23 protein-coding genes, 1 tRNA gene and 1 pseudogene are annotated in these 22,567 nt (G+C 66.6%); 20 read left to right on the top strand and 5 right to left on the bottom strand.

What is annotated here, in order from left to right:
- Positions 1-2 precede the first annotated feature (2 nt).
- The 4 genes from FG154_RS17310 to FG154_RS17295 are packed head-to-tail and all read left to right on the top strand — an operon-like array spanning position 3 to position 2,397.
- The gene (locus tag FG154_RS17310) at positions 3-383 is read left to right on the top strand and encodes a head decoration protein (RefSeq protein WP_145110629.1); all 381 of its coding nucleotides are present in this window, start codon (positions 3-5) and stop codon (positions 381-383) included.
- Positions 384-431: 48 nt separating this feature from the next.
- Positions 432-1,454: a major capsid protein gene (locus FG154_RS17305; RefSeq protein ID WP_145110625.1), complete on the top strand. Its 1,023-nt coding sequence runs from the start codon at positions 432-434 to the stop codon at positions 1,452-1,454.
- Between the two features lie 11 nt (positions 1,455-1,465).
- A complete protein-coding gene (locus FG154_RS17300) occupies positions 1,466-1,780 on the top strand; it encodes a head-tail joining protein (protein WP_145110622.1) in 315 nt (104 codons plus the stop codon).
- Entirely contained in the window at positions 1,777-2,397 is a 621-nt protein-coding gene (locus tag FG154_RS17295; RefSeq protein WP_145110619.1) for a DUF6441 family protein, read from the top strand. Before FG154_RS17300 ends, FG154_RS17295 begins: the two co-directional genes overlap by 4 nt.
- A 24-nt stretch (positions 2,398-2,421) precedes the next feature.
- Here the strand turns inward: FG154_RS17295 and FG154_RS17290 are convergent, their stop codons facing one another.
- The gene (locus tag FG154_RS17290) at positions 2,422-2,904 is read right to left on the bottom strand and encodes a hypothetical protein (protein WP_186312423.1); all 483 of its coding nucleotides are present in this window, start codon (positions 2,902-2,904) and stop codon (positions 2,422-2,424) included.
- A 101-nt stretch (positions 2,905-3,005) separates the two neighbouring features.
- Here FG154_RS17290 and FG154_RS17285 point away from each other — a divergent pair, with 101 nt between their 5' ends.
- The 14 genes and pseudogenes from FG154_RS17285 (at position 3,006) to FG154_RS17230 (ending at position 16,799) form a co-directional block, all read left to right on the top strand.
- Positions 3,006-3,425: an acyl-CoA transferase gene (locus tag FG154_RS17285; RefSeq protein WP_145110613.1), complete on the top strand. Its 420-nt coding sequence runs from the start codon at positions 3,006-3,008 to the stop codon at positions 3,423-3,425.
- A 27-nt stretch (positions 3,426-3,452) separates the two neighbouring features.
- Positions 3,453-4,391 (top strand): phage tail tube protein, encoded by a 939-nt coding sequence (locus tag FG154_RS17280; protein WP_145110611.1) that lies wholly within the window; start codon positions 3,453-3,455, stop codon positions 4,389-4,391.
- A 2-nt stretch (positions 4,392-4,393) separates the two neighbouring features.
- Positions 4,394-4,831, top strand: coding sequence for a hypothetical protein (locus FG154_RS17275; RefSeq protein ID WP_145110608.1), 438 nt, complete (start codon positions 4,394-4,396; stop codon positions 4,829-4,831).
- Entirely contained in the window at positions 4,828-5,061 is a 234-nt protein-coding gene (locus FG154_RS21900) for a DUF7697 family protein (protein WP_425456859.1), read from the top strand. Before FG154_RS17275 ends, FG154_RS21900 begins: the two co-directional genes overlap by 4 nt.
- The gene (locus FG154_RS17270; RefSeq protein WP_145110605.1) at positions 5,054-7,516 is read left to right on the top strand and encodes a phage tail tape measure C-terminal domain-containing protein; all 2,463 of its coding nucleotides are present in this window, start codon (positions 5,054-5,056) and stop codon (positions 7,514-7,516) included. Before FG154_RS21900 ends, FG154_RS17270 begins: the two co-directional genes overlap by 8 nt.
- Before the next feature lie 9 nt (positions 7,517-7,525).
- On the top strand, positions 7,526-8,152 hold the full coding sequence (locus FG154_RS17265) for a DUF2460 domain-containing protein (protein ID WP_145110602.1): 627 nt from the start codon (positions 7,526-7,528) through the stop codon (positions 8,150-8,152).
- Positions 8,149-8,496: a hypothetical protein gene (locus FG154_RS17260; RefSeq protein ID WP_145110599.1), complete on the top strand. Its 348-nt coding sequence runs from the start codon at positions 8,149-8,151 to the stop codon at positions 8,494-8,496. The genes FG154_RS17265 and FG154_RS17260 overlap by 4 nt, the downstream gene beginning before the upstream one ends.
- Complete coding sequence (locus FG154_RS21755; RefSeq protein WP_269429090.1) at positions 8,489-8,620, top strand: hypothetical protein; 132 nt, start codon at positions 8,489-8,491, stop codon at positions 8,618-8,620. Before FG154_RS17260 ends, FG154_RS21755 begins: the two co-directional genes overlap by 8 nt.
- Positions 8,621-8,624: 4 nt before the next feature.
- Positions 8,625-9,311 (top strand): lysozyme, encoded by a 687-nt coding sequence (locus tag FG154_RS17255; RefSeq protein WP_145110596.1) that lies wholly within the window; start codon positions 8,625-8,627, stop codon positions 9,309-9,311.
- A gap of 2 nt (positions 9,312-9,313) precedes the next feature.
- The gene (locus FG154_RS17250) at positions 9,314-9,523 is read left to right on the top strand and encodes a hypothetical protein (protein ID WP_145110593.1); all 210 of its coding nucleotides are present in this window, start codon (positions 9,314-9,316) and stop codon (positions 9,521-9,523) included.
- Positions 9,520-10,404 (top strand): DUF2163 domain-containing protein, encoded by an 885-nt coding sequence (locus FG154_RS17245; protein WP_145110590.1) that lies wholly within the window; start codon positions 9,520-9,522, stop codon positions 10,402-10,404. The genes FG154_RS17250 and FG154_RS17245 overlap by 4 nt, the downstream gene beginning before the upstream one ends.
- Positions 10,405-10,412: 8 nt before the next feature.
- Positions 10,413-10,847: an NlpC/P60 family protein gene (locus tag FG154_RS17240; RefSeq protein ID WP_145110668.1), complete on the top strand. Its 435-nt coding sequence runs from the start codon at positions 10,413-10,415 to the stop codon at positions 10,845-10,847.
- Between the two features lie 9 nt (positions 10,848-10,856).
- Entirely contained in the window at positions 10,857-14,855 is a 3,999-nt protein-coding gene (locus FG154_RS17235; protein ID WP_145110587.1) for a baseplate multidomain protein megatron, read from the top strand.
- Positions 14,856-14,876: 21 nt separating this feature from the next.
- A pseudogene (locus FG154_RS17230) lies at positions 14,877-16,799 on the top strand (DUF2793 domain-containing protein).
- 223 nt (positions 16,800-17,022) lie between these two features.
- Here the strand turns inward: FG154_RS17230 and FG154_RS17225 are convergent.
- The 3 genes from FG154_RS17225 to FG154_RS17215 are packed head-to-tail and all read right to left on the bottom strand — an operon-like array spanning position 17,023 to position 20,419.
- Complete coding sequence (locus FG154_RS17225) at positions 17,023-17,958, bottom strand: plasmid partitioning protein RepB C-terminal domain-containing protein (protein ID WP_145110585.1); 936 nt, start codon at positions 17,956-17,958, stop codon at positions 17,023-17,025.
- A complete protein-coding gene (locus FG154_RS17220; RefSeq protein WP_222120569.1) occupies positions 17,955-18,848 on the bottom strand; it encodes a ParB/RepB/Spo0J family partition protein in 894 nt (297 codons plus the stop codon). Before FG154_RS17220 ends, FG154_RS17225 begins: the two co-directional genes overlap by 4 nt.
- On the bottom strand, positions 18,842-20,419 hold the full coding sequence (locus FG154_RS17215) for a recombinase family protein (protein ID WP_222120568.1): 1,578 nt from the start codon (positions 20,417-20,419) through the stop codon (positions 18,842-18,844). Before FG154_RS17215 ends, FG154_RS17220 begins: the two co-directional genes overlap by 7 nt.
- 126 nt (positions 20,420-20,545) lie before the next feature.
- Between FG154_RS17215 and FG154_RS17210 the strand changes: the two genes are divergently transcribed.
- Positions 20,546-20,926 (top strand): XRE family transcriptional regulator, encoded by a 381-nt coding sequence (locus tag FG154_RS17210; protein ID WP_145110581.1) that lies wholly within the window; start codon positions 20,546-20,548, stop codon positions 20,924-20,926.
- A gap of 289 nt (positions 20,927-21,215) precedes the next feature.
- Positions 21,216-22,349, top strand: a complete 1,134-nt coding sequence (locus FG154_RS17205) for a Fic family protein (protein WP_145110578.1) — start codon at positions 21,216-21,218, stop codon at positions 22,347-22,349.
- 133 nt (positions 22,350-22,482) lie between these two features.
- Here FG154_RS17205 and FG154_RS17200 read toward each other — a convergent pair.
- A tRNA-Met gene (locus FG154_RS17200) sits at positions 22,483-22,559 on the bottom strand.
- Positions 22,560-22,567 lie beyond the last annotated feature (8 nt).

The following is a 22,567-nucleotide window of genomic DNA, read 5'->3' as shown; positions in this document are numbered from 1 at the left end:
CCATGCCCGTCCTGACGGAACCGCCCAGCATGGGCGATGTCCTCAAATACGAGGTCAACCCGAACTACACCCGCGAAGTGGTGACGCTCCTCGCGGGCATGCCCTATCCCGTGGGCGCCGTCCTCGGCCGCATCACCGCCAGCGGCAAATACAAGCTCGCGACCAGCGGCGGCACGGATGGCGCACAGACCGCCTCGGCTGTCCTGCTCTATGCCGTCGATGCCACGCTGGCGGACGCCACCGGCATCGTCGTTGCCCGCGGTCCGGCCATCGTCTCGCGCGCGGGCCTCGCCTACGACGCCACCGTCGATGACGCGGCCAAGATCACCACCAAGATCGGCCAGCTGGCCGCCGCAGGCATCATCGCCCGCGACGGCGTCTGACGCTGCCCTCCCGGCCGCGCCCATCCCTTCATCCCCCGGAGCCCCACCATGACCCTCGTCCGCAATCCCTTCGACGCTGGCGGCTATTCGCTGGCCGAGATGACGCAGGCCATCAACATCCTGCCCAACCTCTACACCCGCCTCGCCCAGATCGGCCTTTTCCGCTTCGAAGGCGTCAGCCAGCGGTCCGTCATCATCGAGCAGTACGAGGGCGTCCTGAGCCTGCTGCCCTCGGTCCCGCTCGGCGGCCCGGCCACAGTCGGCACCCGCGAAGGCCGGTCCATGCGGTCCTTCGCCCTGCCGTGGATCCCGCATGACGACGTGGTCTTGCCTGCCGACATCCAGGGACAACCCGGCCTCGGCGCCTTCGACGCGGCAGATCCCCTCGTCGAGGTGATGAACCGCAAACTGCTGCTCATGCGCCGCAAGCATGCCCAGACCCGCGAATACATGGAGATGAACGCGCTGCGCGGCATCGTGAAGGACGGGGCCGGGACCACCCTCTACAACTACTTCACGGAATTCGGCCTGGCGCAGATCTCGGTGGACTTCGTCCTCGGCACCGCAGGCACCAACGTGCAGGGCAAGGTCCGCGAGGTGCTGCGCGCCATCGAGGACAACCTCCTCGGGGAGGCGATGACCAGCGTCCATGCCCTCGTCAGCCGCGAGTTCTTCGACAAGCTGATCGCGCATCCCAAGACCGAGGAGGCCTACAAGTTCTACGCCTCGACCGGCGCCCAGCCCCTGCGCGAGGACGTGCGGCGCAACTTCCCTTTCGCCGGGATCCTGTTCGAGGAATACTCGGGCACCGTCACCCTCTCGACCAAGGCGACCGAACGGCTGGTCCCCGCGAACGAAGGGATCGCCTTCCCCTTGGGCACGATGGACACCTTTACCACCTATGGCGGCCCCGCGAACCTGCTGGAAACCGCCAACACCATCGGCCTGCCCCTCTACGCCCGCCAGCATCTCGACGAGAAGGGCCGCTGGATCGACGTCATGACCGAGGCTTCGATCTTGCCGGTGAACAAGCGGCCGCGGCTGGCGATCCGCCTCCACACGTCGAACTGACGGACCGACTGATGTCCGTCTTCGCCGCCGCCATGGACCGCATCTTCACCCATGCCTCCATGGCGGCCCCGGCCCTCTGGATCTCGGCCACGACGTCCGCGGAACGACCGATCCGCATCATCCGCCGCGCCCCCGACCGCGTCACCGACTTCGGCGCGGGCCGGTTCGTCAGCGACACGACGGTGGTGGACGTGCGCGTGGCGGACCTCCCCGCCCCGCGCCCAGGTGACGTGATCGTCATCGGTGCCGACAGCCATGTGATCCAGGGAGAACCCCTGCGCGACGGCGAGCGACTGATCTGGACGCTGGACCTGAGGCCAGCATGAAGCTGGAGATCAGCCCCGACCTCGCGGCCCTGATGCAGGCGGAAATCCGCGCGGGCGAGAAGGCCGTCACCACCGCCATGCGCGAGGCAGGCGCGGGCCTCAAATCCGCCTGGCGCGGCCAGATCACGGGCACCGGGCTGGGCACCCGGCTCGGCAACTCGATACGGCTGGCCACCTATCCCAAGGGCAGCGAGAGCCTGAACGCCGCGGCGCTGGTCTGGTCGAACGCCCCGGTGATCGTCGGCGCGCATGACACCGGGCCGCTGATCCGGTCGCGCGATGGGTTCTGGCTGGCCATCCCCACCCCGGCCGCAGGCAAATCCACTCGGGGAGGCCGCATCACCCCCGGCGAATGGGAACGCCGCACCGGGCTGCGATTGCGGTTCATCTATCGCCGCCGGGGCCCGAGCCTGCTGGTGGCCGAGGGGCGGCTGAATTCGAAAGGCCGGGCCGTGGCGTCCCGCGCGAAGTCAGGCCGCGGGCTGACCACCGTGCCGATCTTCCTGCTGGTGCCGCAGGTCAAGCTGCGCAAGCGGCTGGACTTAGCGCGTGATGCCGAGCGGGCTATCGACGGCGTGCCGGGGCGGATCGTGGTGGGGTGGAGCCGCAACGAGTAACCACACAACCTACGCCCACACCGGTTACCAATCGTTCGCCAAGTCGATCTTTGCCTTGACCATATCTTTGAGCTCGGCCACGCCATCAACAACTATCCCGGCAGCTCCAAGGGCAGACTTGATTGAGCCAAGGACCGCATTCACCATGTCGAGGATATATTTCAGCGCCTTGCGAATTCCCTTCCTGATCTGGTCACTGAGTGCCTCGAGAAACCGGAACTTGGCCCATAGGCTTCTTCCCTCCAGACCGGCGTCCCCCAGGCGAGCACGGGCTCCGGGAAGAGCTTCCGCCGAACGCGGAAAGAAGCCTCGATCATCGGCGTCAGCAAGAGCCACAACCATCAGTTCGCGCTCTTCTCCCAGGTCCTCCTTGAAATCAATACCTTCAACGGTTTCGTGGATGATGTTTCCAAGTAGGGATCGCAGTTGGCGCAGAAAATCCGCGATCAGGGAAACCGGATCTTCGACTGCGCGTCGATCGAGTTCTGCAAATGCAAAAGGCATCATTCCCTCCTATTCCCGCAAATGGCTATGAGAAGCATGCTACCACATTGGCGTCCAAGCCAGCTCGGAAGTTTCTGTCACCCTGTTGATTGTAACAGTTCACCATGACCACCCGCGAATCCGTCCTCGCCGCGCTGCACGCGCGGCTGCAGCCGCTTGCCGCCCTCACCCTGCGTGACGAGGTGCTGCCCGAGCGGATCCCGGCGGCAGGGCTGATCATCCTGCGCGATGGTCAGCCGGGCGAGCCAGAGGTGACGCTGTCTCCCCTTCGCTATCACTACCAGCACCGCGCCGAGCTGGAGGTCGTCGTGCAGGCGGGCACCGGTCGGGCCAGCGCTTTCGATGACCTGATCTCCGCCATCGGCACGGTGCTGGAGGCCGACCGGACGCTGGGCGGCCTCTGCGACTGGGTTGAACCGGAAGCCCCGGCCTCAGTCGATCTGCCCGTCGAGGGCGCCGCGGCCTTGAAGGCGGCGGTGATCACCGTCGTCCTTCACTACACCACAACCGGCCCTCTGGCCTGAATTTCCCCACATCCACAGGAGACCTCCATGGCACGCGCACACGGCGCGCGGGCGCAGATGGCGCTTGCGTTCGAAACCGTTTACGGCACCCCGCCCGTCAGCGGCTATCGGCTGATGCCTTTCGCCCGCACCACGCTGGGCGCGGAACAGCCCCTGCTGAACTCCGAACTGCTGGGCTATGGCCGCGATCCCCTGGCCCCCATCAAGGACGCGGTCACCGCCGATGGCGAGGTGCTGGTGCCGATCGATGTGGAGGCCTTCGGCTTCTGGCTGAAGGCCGCCTTCGGCGCGCCGACCACGACAGGGACCACGCCCAAAACCCACGCCTTCCAGTCGGGCAACTGGACCCTGCCCTCCATGGCCATCGAAGTGGCCATGCCCGAGGTGCCGCGGTTCGCGATGTATGCCGGCTGCGTGATGGACCAGTTGTCCTGGCAGATGAACCGCTCGGGCCTGCTGACAGCCACCGCCCGCCTGATTGCCCAAGGCGAGGCCATCGCTGCCGCCACCGCGGCGGGCACCCCGACCTCGCTCGGCCTTCAGCGCTTTGGCCATTTCAACGGGGTGGTGAAGCGCAACGGCACGGCGCTGGGCAATGTCGTCTCGGCCGAGATCACCTATGCCAACGGTCTCGACCGGATCGAGACCATCCGCAACGACGGCAAGATCGAAGGCGCCGATCCCGGCATGGCCGCGCTGACCGGCCGGATCGAGGTGCGCTTCGCCGATAGCGCCCTCGTCACCCAGGCCATCGACGGCACGCCCTGCGAGCTCGAGTTTGCCTACAGCCTCGGCGCGAACGCCAGCTTCACCTTCACCGCCCATGCCGTCTACCTGCCGGTCCCGCGGATCGAGATCCCGGGGCCCCAGGGCATCCATGCCACCTTCGACTGGCAGGCGGCCCGCGCCACCAGCCCCACCCGCATGTGCACTGCCGTCCTCGTCAACACCGTCACGGGATACTGATCATGATCCGACTGAACCTGTCGAACCGCCCCGAATGGCTGAACCTGCTGCCCGGCCTGCGCGTCCTGGTGGCCCCTCTGACCACCGCGCTGATGGTCTCTGCCCGCGCCGATCCGGCCATCGAGGGCCTGTCGGAAACCTCCAGTCAGGAAGACATGGCGCTGGCCATGGCCAAGGCCGTCGCCCGCCGGGCGGTGCTGGAATGGGAAGGCGTCGGCGACGAGGCGGGCAACCTCGTGCCGGTCAGCCCGGCCGGGATCGATGCCCTACTGGAAATCTGGCCCGTGTTCGAAGCCTTCCAGGCTCAATACGTCGCCCGCGGCCTGATGCTGGACGCGGAAAAAAACGCCTCCGCGCCCTCGCCGACTGGTCCTTCGGCGGGGGTGACGGCTACTGCGCGGCCTGCACAGGACCCTGCCCGGACTGCCCCGCAAGACTGAACCGGCCGCAGACGGTCGAGGGCTGGCAGGTCTGGGACCTGACCCAGCGCCTCGGCGGCCAGCTGCGCATCGCGCCGGGGGCCGTCATCGGATGGGACATGGGGGCCGCCCTCGCACTGGCGAGCGCCTTGGGCATCAACGCCCTGATCACCGCCGAACTGCTGCCTGAGATCGAGGCGGTGATGGTGCGCAAGCTTAACGAGCAGATGGAAGGACGCCGCGATGGCTGAGAAAAAGGTCTCCGTCCGCCTCGTCGCGGAGGGCGGACGCCGCGTGCGCGCCGAACTGGAAGGGGTGGGCGAGGCCGGGGCGCGCGGCTTTGGCCGCCTGTCGCGCGAGATGGAACTCGCGAACACGCGGCTGACCGCTTTCGCGCGTCGCGCAGGCCTCGCGCTTGGGGCCGCTGCCGCTGCCGCCACAGCCTCGCTCGGTCTGATCGTGCGATCCACGGCCGAGAGCGCCGCCCAGATCCGGCAATTCGCGCAGGTCGCCAATGCGACGCCAGAAGCCCTGCAGCGCTGGTCGGCCGGGGCGCGGACGGTCGGCATTGAACAGGAGAAGCTGGCCGACATCCTGAAGGACGTGAACGACCGGGTTGGGGATTTCCTGCAGACGGGCGGCGGGCCCATGGCGGATTTCTTCGAGAGTGTCGCCCCTAGGGTAGGCGTCACCGCTGACCAATTCGCCCGCCTCTCCGGCCCCGAAGCCCTCCAGCTCTACGTCGACACGTTGGAACGCGCCGGTCTCAGCCAGCAGGAGATGACCTTCTATCTCGAGGCCATGGCCTCAGACGCGACACGGCTGCTCCCCCTCCTGCGCAATGGCGGGGCGGAGATGGCCCGGCTTGGGGATCAGGCCTCCGACCTTGGCGCAGTTCTAGACAGCGATGCGCTGGAAGCCCTACGCCGCACGCAACTGGCGCTGGGCACGGTATCCCTCGTGTTCGACGGCCTTCGGAACCGGATCGCCGTCGCCGTGGCCCCGACCATCGAGGCGCTTGCGAATGCCTTCGTCGCTCTGGCCTCCGATGGCGGGATCCTGCGCTCGGCCATCGACACGCTGATCGGAAATCTCGGCCGACTTACCTCCTACGCCGCAACCTTCGCCGCTGTCATGGCCGGGCGCTGGGTCGCGGGGCTTGCCGCTGCCGCCTTGTCCGTGCGCGGCCTCGCGACGGCGCTCGTATTCCTCCGCGGGGCCCTGATCCGCACCGGCATCGGAGCCCTGATCGTCGGGGCGGGCGAGCTGGTGTATCAGTTCTCGCAGCTGGTCGCCCGGGTCGGCGGGGTGGGCGAGGCGTTTCGCCTGCTGGGCGATCTGGCGCGCGAGGTGTGGTCGCGCATCGGCCTGTCGCTGGACGCGGCCCTCGCGCGAATGGCGGCAGGGTGGGAGGGCCTGAAGGCGGCGGGGCTCTCGGCCCTCGATGGCACCATCGCGGGCGTGGTCAGCTTCGGCGACCGGACTGCCGCGATCTTCCAGGGGGCCTATGACGCCGCCGTCGCAATCTGGGGCAGTCTGCCCGGCGCCATCGGCGACTTCGCTTTTCAGGCCGCGAACGGGCTGATCTCCGGCGTCGAGGCGATGCTGAACGGCGTCGTCACCCGCATCAACAGCTTCATCGAGACCCTGAACGCGGCGCTGGCGTTGTTGCCGGAATGGGCGACGGGCGAGGGTGGGGTCAGGATCGGCATTCTCGATCCGGTGGAACTCGGCCGCATTGGCAATCCGTTCGAGGGGGCCGCCACCGCTGCCGGTGCCGCCGCCGCGGATGCCTTTTCGGCCGCCCTCGCACGCAGCTATCTCGAACCGCCCGATCTCGGGCTTGGCGCGATGGCCGACGATGCCCGCGCCCGTGCCGATGGCTATCGCGAGGCGGCCGGGATGCTGGCTGATGCCGCCAGTCGGCCGCTGGCCAGCTGGCAGGCGCTGAAGGATGCCGTCACCGGCACGGGGACCGAGGCCGAGACTGTGCTGGCGGATGCGGCCGGCGGGGCCGATGCCCTGACGTCTGGGTTGAACGACACCGCCACGGCCGCTGATGGTGCGGGCGGTGCCGCGCGCGAGGCCGGAGCGGCTGCGGCCGAGGGTGCCGACACGGCCCTCACCGGCTGGCAGGCCGTCACCGCCGCACTCGCCGACTACGCCGCCAAGGCGCGCGACATCGGCGGGGATATCGGCAGTGCGCTGGTCGGGGCCTTCACGTCGGCCGAGAACGCCATCGGCGACTTCGTGAAGACCGGCAAACTCGATTTCCGCGATCTGGTGACATCGATGATCGCCGATCTCGCCAAGCTCGCTGCCCGTCGTTTCATCCTTGGCCCTATCGCGAACGCCCTCTCCGGCGCGCTGGGTGGGGCGGGTGGCATCTTTGCCAATATCCTGCACGCGGGCGGCATGGTCGGTGCCCCGGCACCCGGCCGGATGGTCCCCGCCTTGGCCTTCGCGGGTGCCCCGCGCATGCACAATGGGGGCTGGGCCGGGCTGCGGCCGGACGAGGTGCCCGCGATCCTGCAACGGGGCGAACGGGTGCTCTCGCGACGGGAGGCGGCGGGGTACGGCCAGGCCAGCCCCTCGACCGTCAACGTCACGATCAACGCCCGCGACGCCGAGAGCTTCCGGCAATCCCGGACGCAGGTCGCGAGCGACATCGCCCGCGCCGTGTCGCTCGGGCGGCGGGGCATGTGAGGATCAGCCGTGGCATTTCACGAGGTCCGGTTTCCGGACAACATCAGCCGGGGCGCGCGCGGCGGCCCGGAGCGACGCACGCAGATCGTCGAATTGGCGAGCGGGGCCGAAGAGCGCAATGCCAGCTGGGCCAATTCGCGCCGCCGCTATGATGTCGCCTATGGCATCCGCCGCGCCGATGACCTCGCGGCGGTGGTGGCCTTCTTCGAGGCGCGCAATGGCCGCCTCCACGGCTTCCGCTTCAAGGACTGGGCCGACTTCAAGTCCTGCCTGCCATCGCAGGCGCTGAGTCCAACCGATCAGCCCCTCGGCACCGGCACGGGGTCGGCCACCCAGTTCCAACTGGCCAAGCGCTACACCTCCGGCGCGCAGTCATGGACGCGCGCCATCACCAAGCCCGTCGCCGGAACTGTGACCATCGCCCTGAACGGCACGCCCCAAGCCTCCGGCTGGTCGGTCGCCACCGCGACGGGCTTGGTGACCTTCACCACCGCCCCCGCCGCAGGCGTCGCGATCACCGCGGGCTTCGAATTCGACGTGCCCGTCCGCTTCGACACCGACGTCCTCGACGTCACCCTCGATCTCGAACGTCTCGGGTCGATCACCTCGATCCCGCTCCTGGAGATCCGCACATGAACGACGAATCCTTCTGGTCCCACCTTTGGCGCGAGATCGCTGCCTCGACGGCGCTGATGCTGGCCTTCTGGGGCGCGCTGGGCGGTGCCACCAATGCCCTGACCACCCGGATGGCGCTGCGCGAAGCCCTGCGCCATGTCCTGCTCGGCGGGTTGATCGCCGCAGGGATGGGCAGTTTTTCCATCGTGATCGTGGCGGACTGGCTCGGTCTGCCTGATGGTGCCGTCGCCGCGGGCGGGGCGGTCGGCTCGGCCGCCTACCTGGTCGGCGTCTTCGGGGCGGCCTTCATCGAACTGATCCTCGCGAGGCTCCGCCGGGTCGGGAAGGATGACGCCGATGCATGAGATCCTTCGCCTTGCCCGCTCGCTGCGCTGCGATCCTGCCGACCCCGGACAGGCCTTTGCCCACCGGCTGCGCATCGGCCTCGCCGTCGCCTTCCTGATCTTTTTCCTCTCAACCCTCGGGTAAGCCCATGCAAACCTCTGATCGTGGGCTCTTGGCCCTGATCCGGCACGAAGGCGTCGTGCCCGGACCCTACCTCGATGTGAAGGACGTCTGGACCTTCGGCATCGGTCACACCGCCGCCGCCGGTCCGCCCGATCCCGCAAGGATGGAGCGCGGCATGCCCGCCGATCTCGATGCCGGGATCCGCGAGGCCTTCCGGCTCTTCCGCGCCGATCTCGCCACCTACGAGGTCGAGGTGTGGCGCACCGTGAAGGTGCCGCTCGCGTCGCACGAGTTCGATGCGCTGGTCTCCTTCCATTACAACACCGGCGGCATCGCCAAGGCCGCGCTGACGCGTCACCTGAACGCAGGGAACCGTACTGCGGCCGCAGCGGCATTCATGGGCTGGCTCCGTCCCGCCGCCATCCGGTCCCGCCGCGAGGCCGAGCGCGATCTCTTTGCCAGGGGCCGCTATCCGGCCGGTACCATCCCGGTCTGGACGGTCGACCGCAACGGCCGGGTCGATTTCTCGCGACCGGTCCGGCGGCTCAGCGAGACCGAGGCGCTGGCACTGCTGCGCCCGATCCCCAATCCACCGTCGATCCCCATGTCACCCGCCCCTTCCACGGCCGCCGCCGACCCCGCGCCCGTGCAGGCGGCGCCGAGCCTGACCACCCGCATTTTCACCTTCCTCAAGACCCTGATCGGAGCATGACCATGAATTGGACCCTCGCACGTGGCCTCGTCTATCTGGCCTGCCTTGCCGCCTCCGGCCTCGCTCTGGCCGGGCTGGCGGATTTCGACCTCGCCACCGGCACGCTCGATATTCGCCCCTTCAATATCTATGCCCTGACCGGCGCGACCGGTGGTGTCGTGTCTTCGCTGCTGGCGTCCCTGGCCCTGCTGCGCGGCTGGGGGCGGAAGTGAAATCCCTTCCGCCCGCGCTGCAAGCCCATCTCGACGAAGGCGCCACCACTCTGGCCTGGTGCTGGCGCATCACGCGGGCGGATGGCATGACCTTCGGCTTCACCGACCACGACCGGACCCTCACCTTCGACGAAACCGAGTTCGAACCGGAAAGCGGGCTGACGGCGTCGGAGGTCCGGTCGGGATCGGACCTCTCCGTGGACGCGCAGGATGCCCAAGGCGTGTTGTCCTCCGACCGGATCACAGAGACCGACCTCCTCGACGGCCGCTGGGACAATGCCTCGGTCGAGGTCTGGAGGGTGAATTGGTCGGCCCCGGCGCAGCGCGTGCTGCTGCGCCGCGGGGCCATCGGCCAGATCCGGCGCGGGCGGCTCGCCTTCGTGGCGGAGGTGCGTAGCCTTGCCCATGTGCTCGGCCAGACCGTGGGGCGGACGTTTCAGGCGAGTTGCGACGCCGCGCTGGGCGATCCGCGTTGCGGCGTGAACCTCGATGCCCCGACCTTCAAGGGGAGCGGCGCAGTCATCGATGTGCTGCGGGACCGAGCCTTCACGGCATCCGGCCTCGCTAGCTTCGCGGCGGGGTGGTTCGCCTTTGGGCTGGTCGAATGGTCGACCGGCGCGAATGCCGGGCGGCGGGTCGAGGTGCTGTCGCATGACCTCGTCGACGCGGTGGCGATCCTGACGCTGCTGGAAGCGCCGGTGCGACCGATCGCGGCGACGGATGCCTTCGTGGTCCGGGCGGGCTGCGACAAGCGGATCGCCACTTGTGGTGCGAAGTTCGCCAATGTCGCCAACTTCCGGGGTTTCCCGCACATCCCCGGGCAGGACGCGGTCCTGCGCTATGCCACCAAGGATGGCGGGCACGAGGGGGCGGTACTGTGACATCGCCGATCGCGACTGCCGATCCCGCCCGCGTCATCACCGCCGCGCGGTCCTGGCTTGGCACGCCCTACCACGATCAGGCCAGCCTGCGCGGGGTTGGCTGCGACTGCCTCGGCCTCGCGCGGGGTGTCTGGCGCGAGGTCGTCGGCCCGGAGCCGTTCCCGATCCCGCCCTACAGCCGCGATTGGGGCGAGACCGGCCCGCGCGAGGTGCTGGCTGACGGCACGCGGGCGATGATGCCGGAAATCGCACCGGCCGACGCCCCACCCGGTGCGTTGATCCTGTTCCGGATGGTGCCCCGCGCCATCGCCAAGCATGTGGGCATCCTCACCGGGCCCGACACCTTCCTTCACGCCTACGAACGCCTCGGCGTGATCGAGGAACCGCTGACACCGAATTGGGCGCGCAAGATCGCCTTCGCCTTCCTGTTTCCCGCACGCTGAGATTTTCCCATGGCCACGCTCGTCCTCGGCGCTGTCGGTTCCGCCATCGGCGGGGCCTTTGGCGGTGCGATCCTCGGCTTTTCCGGGGCGGCCATCGGTGGCTTCATCGGCTCGACCATCGGTTCGGTGGTGGACAGCTGGATCGTGTCCTCGCTGTCTCCCGCTCAGAAGATTGAGGGCCAACGCCTCGACACGCTGCGCATCACCTCCTCCACCGAAGGCGCGGTGATCCCGCGCCTTTACGGGCGGATGCGGATCGGCGGCAACATCCTCTGGGCCACCGATTTCCGCGAGGAGACGAAGACCACGACGCAAGGGGGCGGCAAGGGCGGTGGCGGCGGGAAGGTCAAGACCACCGAATATCTCTACTATGCGTCCTTCGCCGTCGCTCTTTGCGAGGGGCCGATCACCGGCATCGGCCGCATCTGGGCCGACGGCAAGCCGCTCGACATGAGCGGCATCACCTGGCGCTGGTATCCCGGCGACGAGGCGCAGACGCCTGACCCGTTCATCGCGGCAAAGATGGGAGCGGCCAACACCCCCGCCTATCGCGGGACAGCCTATGTGGTCTTCGAGGAACTGTCGCTCGCGACCTACGGCAACCGCCTGCCTCAACTGTCGTTCGAGGTCTTCCGGCCGCTCGCGGATCCCGACACGGCCGAGGGGTTGGTCAAGGCCGTGACCATGATCCCCGCATCGGGCGAGTTCACCTATGCCACCGAGGCTGTCCGGAAGACGGTCGGGGCGACGACGACGGTCTTCGGCCAGACCACCGGCGGCACGACGTCGGCAGAGAACCTGAACGCGCTGCCGGATGAGACCGATATCGTCGTGGCGCTGGACCGGCTTCAGGCCATGGCCCCCGCCGTCGAAAGCGTCAGCCTCGTCGTGGCCTGGTTTGGCAATGACCTGCGGGCGGGCAACTGTACGATCAAGCCGGGAGTGGAGGTGGCGACCAAGGTCACCAGCCCCAAGGTCTGGACGGTCAACGGGGTTTCCCGCGCGGCAGCCCACTTAGTTAGCCGTGACGCCGAGGATCGGCCGGTCTATGGCGGCACGCCTGCGGATTTCGCGGTGGTGCAGGCGATCAGGGAGATGAAGGCGCGCGGGCTGCGGGTGACGTTCTATCCCTTCCTGCTGATGGACGTGCCGCCCGGCAACACCCTGCCGCACCCCTACAGCGCGAATGCCGCGACGCCGGGACAGCCGAGTTTCCCGTGGCGGGGCCGGATCACCTGTTCCCCGGCGGCAGGCTACACTGGCACCGCAGACAAGACCGCCGCCGCTGCCACGCAGGTCTCGACCTTCTTCGGCGCGGCCGCCCCGGCGCAGTTCGCAGTGTCGGGCGACAGTGTCAGCTGGACCGGCCCTGCAGGCGACTGGGGCCTGCGGCGGATGATCCTGCACTACGCCCATCTCTGCGCGGTGGCGGGCGGGGTCGACGCCTTCCTGATCGGCAGCGAGATGCGCGGCCTGACCACGATCCGCTCCAGCGCCAGCGGCTATCCGGCCGTGACGGCGTTCAAGGCGCTGGCGGCGGCTGTGAAGACGATCCTCGGGCCGGGCACCAAGGTGGGCTACGCCTCCGACTGGTCGGAGTATTTTGGCCACCAGCCGGGCGACGGCAGTGGCGACGTGTTCTTCCACCTCGATCCGCTCTGGTCAGACGCGAACATCGATTTCATCGGCATCGACAACTACATGCCGCTCTCGGACTGGCGCGACGGCTTCGACCATGCCGATGCGCTGCAGGGTTGGCCCGCGATCCATGACCGGGGATACCTGCAGACCAACATCGCCGGTGGCGAGGGCTTCGACTGGTTCTACGCCAGCGCCGCCGACCGCTCGGCCCAGATCCGCACACCAATCACCGATGGCGCTGCAGGCAAGCCGTGGGTGTTCCGCTACAAGGATCTCGCCGCCTGGTGGTCGAACCCGCACTTCAACCGACCGGGCGGGTTGGAAAGCGGCACGCCCACCGCATGGGTGCCGCAGTCGAAGCCCGTCTGGTTCACCGAACTGGGCTGCCCCGCCATCGACCGGGGCACAAACCAGCCGAACGTCTTCTTCGACCCGAAGTCGTCCGAGAGCTTCACCCCGTATTTCTCGCGCGGCTGGCGCGATGATGCCATCCAGCGTGCCTGTCTGGAAGCCAGCTATCTCTGGTGGGAAACCCCGGCCAACAATCCGGTTTCGGCCATCTACGGCGGCCGGATGGTCCATGTCCCCGAATGCGCCGCCTGGACCTGGGACGCGCGGCCCTATCCGTTCTTTCCGGAACTTACCGGGGTCTGGACGGACGGCCCGAATTGGCGCCTTGGCCACTGGCTGACCGGCAGGCTGGGCGCGGTGTCGCTGGCCGCGCTCGTGCGCCACCTCTGCCTGCGCGCTGGGCTCGATGAGGCGTTGATCGACGTAAGCGGCCTATGGGGCGCGGTCGAAGGGTATGTGATCGGCGCGCTGGAAAGCCCCCGCGCATCAATTTCCACCTTGGCCCGGCATTTCGGCTTCGATGCCATCGAGACCGAAGGCGTGATCCGCTTCATCATACGCGGCCGCGCCTCGGTCGCCACGCTGGCCATCGACGATCTCGTCGCCACCCGCGAGGGCGAGGCCTTCGAGCTGACCCGCGGCCAGGAGACCGAACTGCCCCAAGCCCTGAAATGGCAGGTCGCGCGGGCGGATGAGGACTATGACGCCGCGCTCGTCGAGGCCCGCCGCATCACCGTCGACACCACCCGCATCGCTTCGGAAAGCTTCCCGATGGCGATCCCGCCCGAGGAGGCCGAACGCCGCTGCCGCCGTGCGCTGATGGAGGCGTGGATCGGACGCGAAAGCGCGACCTTCCGCCTGCCGCCGTCCCACCTGGCGCTGGACCCCGCCGACGTGATCCGGCTCGCGCATGATGGCCGTGAGGTGGAATTCCGCCTCGTCTCCGTCGCCGATGCCGAGGCACGCGGGATCGAGGCGGTGCGGCAGGACCGCGCCGCCTATGATCTGCCGCCCGGCGATCCCCGGCCCGCATCGCTCGCCAGCCCCGTCGTCTTCGGAACCCCGGAGGTGGTGATGCTGGACCTGCCGCAGATTACTGAGGACCAGGCCGCGCATCGCCCCCTGATCGCCGCCCATGCCAGCCCTTGGCCCGGCGAGATCGCCGTGTTCCGCAGCGCGTCCACCGACGGGTTCAACCTCCTGACCACATTCGGCGGTCGGGCGCGGATTGGCACGCTGGCCTTCGACCTCTTTCCGGGGCCCACCTCACGCTTCGATCTGGGCAATTCGCTGGTGGTCGATCTCCTGTCGGGGACGCTGGAAAGCGTGACGGACGTCGCGCTGTTCGGCGGGGTCAATGCGCTGGCGGTCGAGGCGGTAGCAGGGGTGTGGGAGATCGTCCAAGCCGGAGTCTCCGAACTCATCGCCCCCGGCCGCTATCGCCTGACCCGACTGCTGCGTGGCCAGCGCGGGACGGAACATGTCATGGGCAACCCGGCCCCGGCCGGAGCGCGGGTCGTTTTGCTGGATTCGACGCTGGCCTCCCTCCCCATCGCCGAGGGCGATCTCGGACTGCCATGGAACTGGCGCGTGGGCCCGGCTGCGCGGGCGGTCAGTGACGTAAGCTATGCCGCGCTGGGCTTCACACCATCCGGGCGTGGGCTTGTCCCCTTCGCGCCGGTGCATGTCGAACAGCCGTGGCGGACCGCACGCAGCCCGGGCGATCTGACGATCCGTTGGACCCGGCGGTCACGGGCGCTGGTGGCCGACGCCTGGGAACAGGTCGAGGTGCCGCTGGCCGAGGACCTGGAAAGTTACGACGTCCAGATCCTCGACGGCGCTGCGATCAAGCGCACGCTGACCAGCACCACGACCTCCGTCCTCTACACCGCCGCCCAGCAGACCGCCGATTGGGGTGCGCTGCTCGGGCCTGGCCAGACGCTGGCGCTCCGCATCTTCCAGCTTTCGAACCGCCTCGGCCGCGGCACGCCTGCCGCGGTCACGATGCAATTCTGATCCCAACCCACGGGAACACCCATGTCCGACACCACGACCCATCTGGGCCTGCCCTATCTCCTTGCCGCCCAAGCGCAGAAGCATGTCACCCACAACGAGGCCCTGCGCCTGCTCGATGCCATGGTGCAGCTCTCGGTCCTCGACCGCACGCGCACCACGCCCCCGGCCAGCCCGGCCGAAGGCAACCGGCACCTCGTGGCCTCGGGCGGGACCGGCCTCTGGGCTGGATGGGATCTGAACATTGCCTTCTGGGTGGACGGCGCATGGATCCGGCTGGTGCCGCGCACCGGCTGGCTCACTTGGGTCGCGGCCGAGGGCCTGTTCCTCGTCTGGACCGGCAGCGCCTGGGAAGTGCTCGGCGAGCCACGCGACGTGTCGGACGCGGTCTTCAGCCTGGTGAACGACACCGATCCGACGAAGAAGGCGACCTTCTCGCTGGCGGGGATCAGCACGGGCACCACGCGCAGCTTCACCCTGCCGAACACCTCGTCCGAACTGGCGATCCTCGCGGGCACGCAGACTTTCACCGGCAACAAGACCTTCTCGGGGACGCTGACGGCGTCCGGGACTGTGACGGTGTCTGCAGCCAGCGCCTCAATCGGCACGGCAACGACGACCGCCACCTACGGGATTGGCACCGGGGCCACGACGACAGGCGTCACAAAGACCGTGAACATCGGCACCGGCGGCGCGTCCGGATCGACCACCGTCGTGAACATCGGCTCGACCACGGCCGGGGCGGGCGGCACGACCGTCATCAACACGCCGACCGTCACCTTCGCCAATGCCGTCACGCAGGTCGGCATGCCCCAGGCGAACCTGACAGCGCAGCTCTTGGGCCTCGGCGGGGCCTCGGCCGACAGCTACAACCGCATCTCGGTCAACACGCCTGCGGTGCTGCTGAACAACGCAGGCGCAGGTATCGAAGCCACGGTGAACAAGGCCTCAGCCGGGAACGACGCCGCCTTCGCCTTCAAAACCGGGTTTTCGGCGCGGGCCTTGATTGGCCTTCTCGGTAACGATGACTTCAGCTTCAAGGTCAGCCCGGACGGGTCCGCATTCTTCGACGCCATCAGGATCGACCGTACCAGCGGCCAGGTGGAAATGCCGCAGCCGACGGTCCTGCCCGGCCTCAGCGCTGCGCCGACCCCGCCGCCCTCAGGCAAGGCATCGGTCTACGCCCGCAACCGCGCCGGGGCGCCGTGGATCGACGTCATGCGCCCTTCGGGCCGAGACTTCCCGCTCCAGCCCCACTTCGGGGTGAACCGGATTGCCAACTGGTCGCCCTCGACCGGCACGACAGTCACCACCGAAGGCCTTCCGATCACCTCGGTCGGCACCGTTTCGACGCCCACGCTGGCCGCAACGAACCTTGCGACTTCCATGCGGCGCTGGCGTCTGACCTCGGCGGCCGTCGTGGACTCGGTGGCCGACCAGCGTTCCGCAGGCTGGGCCTGCTGGCGCGGCAACGCGGCGGGGCTGGGCGGCTGGACCTTCGTGACGCGAATTTCGCTGACGACGCTGCAGGCGACGGGCATGGGGTTCTTCGGCCTCTACGGATCGACCGCGGCACTCGCCACCACGCTGACACTGGCCGCTGCCATCAACTGCATCGGAATCGGCTTTCAGCGCGGCACCCATGCCAACTGGCAGCTGGTCGCCAATGACGGGACTGGAGCACCGACGATCACCGACATGGGCGCGAGCTTCGCCATCGCGACCGGCGGTGTCGTGAGCCTGTTCATCGCCGCGCCCCCGAACGGTTCGTCGGTGTGAGTCCGAGCCGTGAACGAGGTCACCGGCGCCGTCTTCGAACAGGAAATCGCCGCCGACCTGCCTGCGGCGACGCAGTTCCTGTCACCGCGGCTGTTCCTGAACACCGGCGCCACAGCCGCCGCCGTCGCCTACGACTGCGCTGGGGTCTACGTCGAGACGGACTTCTAGGGCGGCGGGCGCATTCGTCCCCCCGAGCGGATGCGCCCGCCCCTTTCAATGGCCGGAATCCGACCATTGGGCTGGCGAAAACTCTAGCCAGCCTGGCGGGCTCCGAGCGGGTTCGCCGCCATCCCCACCGCCGCCCTTGATCCGGCCCACTGTCCGGCGTCTCCTGCGGTCCCCGCGCTTTCGGGTCCGGGTCCCCATCGTTGATAGAAGGACAGTTGGCGAACTAATCGGCCTCACTGCTCCGCGCTTCCGTCGTGGGCGCTGGCTGCGCCAGGCCCGCGACGATCTGCCGAAACTCGCCAAGGATTTCGCCATGGTTCTTGTCGAGGTAGCGGGCGAGACGGTCATTCTGCAGGAGCCGCTCGACATAGCGACCGGCCACCACCAGCCGGAGGTGATCGGGCCCAAGGGTGCCTTCGATCAGCTTGATGTTCTTTTGCAGGTTGGCCATCTCGGCCTTCATCCGCTCGGCTTGTTCGCGTGTCACACCTGCAGGTGTCTTCTTTGCAGCCGGGTCAACCAGGTCAGCGGCGTCAGATGCTGCGAGGATCGCCTCGACATAGGGCACGGTGTAATTGTTCGCGGCGATCATCAGTTCCGCCGCCTGAATTTGCCGCAGGGGCTTCATCTTGCGCAGGGACCGGAAGCTGTTGATCGGGCAGTGCCGGGCTTTCAGCAGTTCGGCGGCCTCCGGACAGATGCCGTTCAGCAAGGTGCGCTTCTGTCGGATCAGAGCGATGTTCACATTCAGCGCTGCCGCGATGCGGGTCTCCGATACGCCACGCTCGACCGCGCGCAGGATCATCTTGTGCTCCTGGATCGTGGCGAGGCGGCTGATGCGCTTGTTGTAAGTGAAGGATTCGTCGTCGGTCGCCACCAGGCAGGTGACGGTCGACTCGCCCATTTCCTTCAGAACATGCAGCCGAACATGGCCATCGAGAAGGATGAAGGACCCTTCCTGTCCTGCCGCACGGGCGACCACCGGCGGTTCGATCAGCCCGACCTCGCGGATCGACGCGGCGATCTGTCCATACTTCTGGCTCTTGGGCACTGTGGCCGGCAGTTGCTTGACCGGCAGGATCGCGTCGATCTGGATCGTGCGCAGGTTCGCCTCGAATCCCGGGCTCTTCGGCGGAGGCATTTTCTCCATGTGTGTCATGATCTTGGCTCCTGAAGGCCATCGACGATCATGCGCGGCACGGAATCGAGCCCCTCGGCACGAAGCAGCGTCAAGAAGTTCTCATCCTTCAAGAGCGACTGAAATGCAGCATCGAGAAACAGCAGGCTGCTGCGCGTCGACTGCGCCCTGCGGACCATGTCCTGCTGACGCTCGGCCTCGGCGCGATAGGCTTTGACCAGCGCGGCAGATGTCATTCGCGCGCGTGGCTGTTTGTTCCGCGCGCCACCTCGCTGCTTGCCGTGACGGTGGCGCAACTCGACCAGCCGCCGCGCCTCCAGCAATTTCTTTCCGCGCAGTTCACCCGAGGCATAAGCAGCCTCCAGCGCCTTCTGCACGTCCTTCTCCTCGGCCCGCGTGATGTAGAGCGCGACGCTGAGCGGCATCTGCCCGGTTTCGACCGCGATCAGCAGGCGTTCTTCACCGTTGGCGATCAACTCACCGATTTCATGGACATAGGCGAGGGAAAGCCCCGTCTTGTCGGCGATCTGATGGTCCGAATATCCCCGGTCGCGCAGGACGGCGATGTCCTGCAACAGCTCCAGCGGACGCTGCTGGCGGCGGGCAATGTTCTCGATCACGCTGCGCAGAAGGCGTTCGGCCTCGCTCGCATCCACGACGATGGCCGGGATGTGGGTTTCCCCAAGGGCGACATAAGCCTCCATCCGGCCCTGACCGCAGACCAGACGATAGGACGCTCCCGCCGCTTCATCGACCCGGGCGACCGTGATCGGCTTTTTCAGCCCGACCTTGCCGATACTGTCCACGAGCGCGCGAAAGGTCTTTTCCGAGCGTTCGCGCGGATTTTCCACGGTGATGGCGGAAATCGGGATCATCTGCACTTCGTCCCGCATCTCGACTTCGCTCACCATGGTGTCACCTCCGACACCGGAACGCGCCTCGCCATGTCGAAGAAGAAATCCAGCGTTTCAAATCGGAAAGCGTCCAGCATCAGGCCATTCTCCTCGGCAAGCCCCAAGGGTTTGATCCGCATCTCGAATTGGGGCAGCAGGTAATAGTCGAGGGCGGCGGTGTTGGCGCGGTGCATCCGGATGGCGATGGTGATGTCGGGCGCGAGGCCGGTCTCGAAGCGGATCTTCCAGCGCAAACCGCCCGTGGAGGTTTCGCGGCAGCGGGCGACGACGACCGAGGCGGTGAATTCGCCATTGATCGTCAGCAGGTCTGTCGCCGGATTGCGGGACACGGTGCCGCCGAGTCGGGCGATCTCGTGGATCACACGCTCCACCTCGTCGCCGTGGAACAGCCGCAGCATGCGGTTCACTTCGATGTAGTGGTAGTCCCGGTCCGGAGTGAAGCCGACAAGGGAATAAGCCCGGATCAGGCTGCCGAACCGATGGGCATAGGCGCCGCTGGACGGCATTCCGTCGGCCTCGTCGATTACCAGACCGGATATGTAGCCATGCCGCTGGAACAGCCGGGTCAGGCGCTCCAGCATCTCCTCGTCCGAGAATCGGCGGTTGCGGGCGGCGATGATCGCCTGCACCTTCTGAAACTGTTTCGGCTCGACGATGGCATCGAAGGCCCCTTCCGACCGAATCCACATCTCCGGGCCATTCGCAACCCGCTTCTGCTTCAGCTTGAAGGAGCGCCGGTTGTAGACGTTGTTGCCGATGTATTTCTCGTTGGTCAGGATCTGCTGCACGGTGGCGCGGGTCCACATCCGGCCAAGATCGGTCAGGATCCCGCGCTCGTTAAGTTCGGCGGCGATTTCGCTTTCCGAACGGCCGTGTTTCAGGAAACGGCTGTAGATCCAGCGGACGGTTTTCACCTCTGCTTCGGGCCCGGGCACCAGGATCACCCGGTCTGTCTGCAAGCTCTTGTGCTCACCACGCTTCAGCTCGGCCTTCACCTCGCCGCGTTCGTCAAGCAGAACCCGACGAAGGCCAAAACCCGCCGCACCGCCCTGACGGAAGCCGCGTTCGATCAGGCGGCACTGTCCGATGAAGACCTTGTTGGAAAGTTCCCGGCTGTATTCCCCGGCCATCGCGCGCTTGACGCTCTTGACGATCGTGGCAACCGGGCCGCCGTCGTTTTCGAATTGCTCGGCGCAATACTCGACTTGCTTGTTTGCGCGACGGCAGATGTATTCGTAATAGGCGGATTCATCGGCATCCTGAAACCGCCCCCATCGGCTGACGTCATAGACAAGGATCACCTCGAAATCCGCTGTGCCGTCCTGCACATCCTGGATCAGCTGTTGTAAGGCTTCGCGCCCCTCGATCCTCAGCCCGCTCTTTCCGGCGTCAGCATAGGAACGGACCAGTTCAAAGCCGCGTTCCTCCGCGTATTTGCGGATCGCATCCGACTGGTTTTCCGTCGAGTATTTCTGATGGTCCGTGGACATGCGGACATATTCGGCCGCACGGCGCTTTGGCGGGGAGTTCGCCGGTTCTTTTGTTGAGGGCGGCTCTCTGCCTTCCATTCCCGTCTCCAGATCAGTTCATGCAGGCGTCTCCGTCTGGTCGGACCCGGGGGATTGGCTGGGGCGCAAAATGGAATCTGCCGCTGTGTTCTCTTCCCCAAAGGTTTACCGGAGGAGGACGCCGCGATGCGGATCAAGATGGGCACATCTGTGCCGAAAATGGGCACAACTGTGCACCTGGACGCGGATCAGGCCGCCTATCGCAAGGCCATAGCCGACACCCTGCGGCGCGAACTGGGGCACACACATCAGGCCATCAAGACGGTGATGCGCTGGACCGGAGCGAGTGAACGGACGGCCAAGTACTGGTTGTCTGGCGAACGCGGGCCGAGCGGGGAGCATCTGATCCGGCTCGCGCAGCATTCCGATGCGGTGTTGATCACCATCCTGACCATGGCCGAGCGACTGCCGGAGCAGCGCCGGCAGCACAGATGTGCCGGTTGCCCCGCGCGCGACCTGGTGTTGCAGAACCTCGGACAGGAATGGAAATTGTCCGAGGGGTCCTGACACGCAAGGGAGCGGCCGGACGCCACCCCGCCCGGTCGTTCAGGAAACAAGTCGCCACAATGTTCATGCGGACATTAGAACCCCCATTCTCCGCATGAGTTGCGGCGAATGACAAGGGATCATGCTTTGATACCATTTTCCTGCCAGTCTCTGTCGCCAAACTGGCTTGACGGCAGACTGCTGGCGACAACCTCTCTTGGTGTCAGAATGGGGCCATATTCTGTTGCCAAGCGTACTTGTCGTGACTAGGTTGGCGTCAAACCCCGTTGATGATAGAATCGGCACAACTATGATCACCAAACCTTACGATCTTACGGATGCCGTCACCTATCACATCGGCACCTTTCCCCCGCCCGCCCTCGACTACGAGGTGCTGCTCGGGCCGCTCGAAGAGGCAGCCGCCTCGCTTGCGCGGTACGACACCAAGATGTCAGGCATGGTGAACAGCGAGTTATTTCTCGCCCCCCTGCGTCGCCAGGACGCGGTGACGTCTTCCCGGATGGAGGGGACGATCTCGACCATCGAGGAGCTGTACCGGCTGGAGGCCGAGGAAGATGCGGGTAGCACCGACCCCTACCGGGAAGCGCGCAACGACGACGTCGAGACCTACCTTTACTCCCGCGCACTGCGGAATGCCCAGCAGGCCCTCGCCGAGGGCGCCCCGCTTGGCGAACACCTGATCCGGACTGCTCACCAGCAGTTGCTGTCCTTTGGACGGGGCGCTCGAAAGCGTCCGGGAAGCTACAAAGTGGAGCAGAATTACATCGGAGACGAACGGCGAGGAAGAATCTACTACGTCCCGATCGCTCCTGAACAGCTGGGCCCAGCGATGGCCGAACTCGTCCGCTACATCAACGAGAGCACGATGCGGCCGCTCATTCGCACTGCCATCGCACATGTCGAATTCGAGGCCCTGCACCCATTCGAAGATGGAAACGGTCGGATCGGTCGAATGCTGATCACCCTGATGCTATGGAAGCTTGGCGTACTGCATCAGCCGAATTTTTTCGTCTCTGGATACTTCGAGGCGCACAAGGACGAATACATCGAACGGATGCGCGCGGTCTCAGCGTCAGGCGACTGGACTGGATGGGTGACATTCTTCCTCGAAGCGATGCACGCCCAAGCGACAGTAAACATCCAGACCGCGGACGCGATCTTTCGCCTTCATGGCGAGATGCGGGAGCGGTTCCGCGAGGTGTTGAACTCGCAATTTCATGATCAGGCGCTGGACTTCGTCTTTGCGAGCCCGATCTTCCGCAACGACCGCTTCGTCGAACGCTCGGGGATCCCACCGTCATCAGCGCGCGCGCTATCCCGGCGACTGGTTGAGGCTGGCATGCTACGCACGATTGAACCGGCTTCGGGACGACGCGCGGCGATGTACGCCTTTGACCCATTGCTTGATCTGCTGAAGGTGTGACGGCCATGGCCGCGATCATCCGCACCGTCGATCGGGGGCTCGTAAAACGTTGACCAGGTGTTGACAAGAATTTGGAACGACAAAGGCCGAGCGTAATGCTCAGCTTTGAAGTGTTTGACCTATTTCGGTATTTTGGTTGCGGGGGTAGGATTTGAACCTACGACCTTCAGGTTATGAGCCTGACGAGCTACCGGGCTGCTCCACCCCGCGGCCGTTTT

Origin of the sequence: Cereibacter sediminicola, assembly GCF_007668225.1 — a bacterium.
Taxonomy (GTDB): Bacteria; Pseudomonadota; Alphaproteobacteria; order Rhodobacterales; family Rhodobacteraceae; genus Cereibacter_A; species Cereibacter_A azotoformans.
The sequence above is the reverse complement of the archived record's forward strand: the minus strand, read 5'-3'. Positions and strand labels throughout refer to the sequence as shown.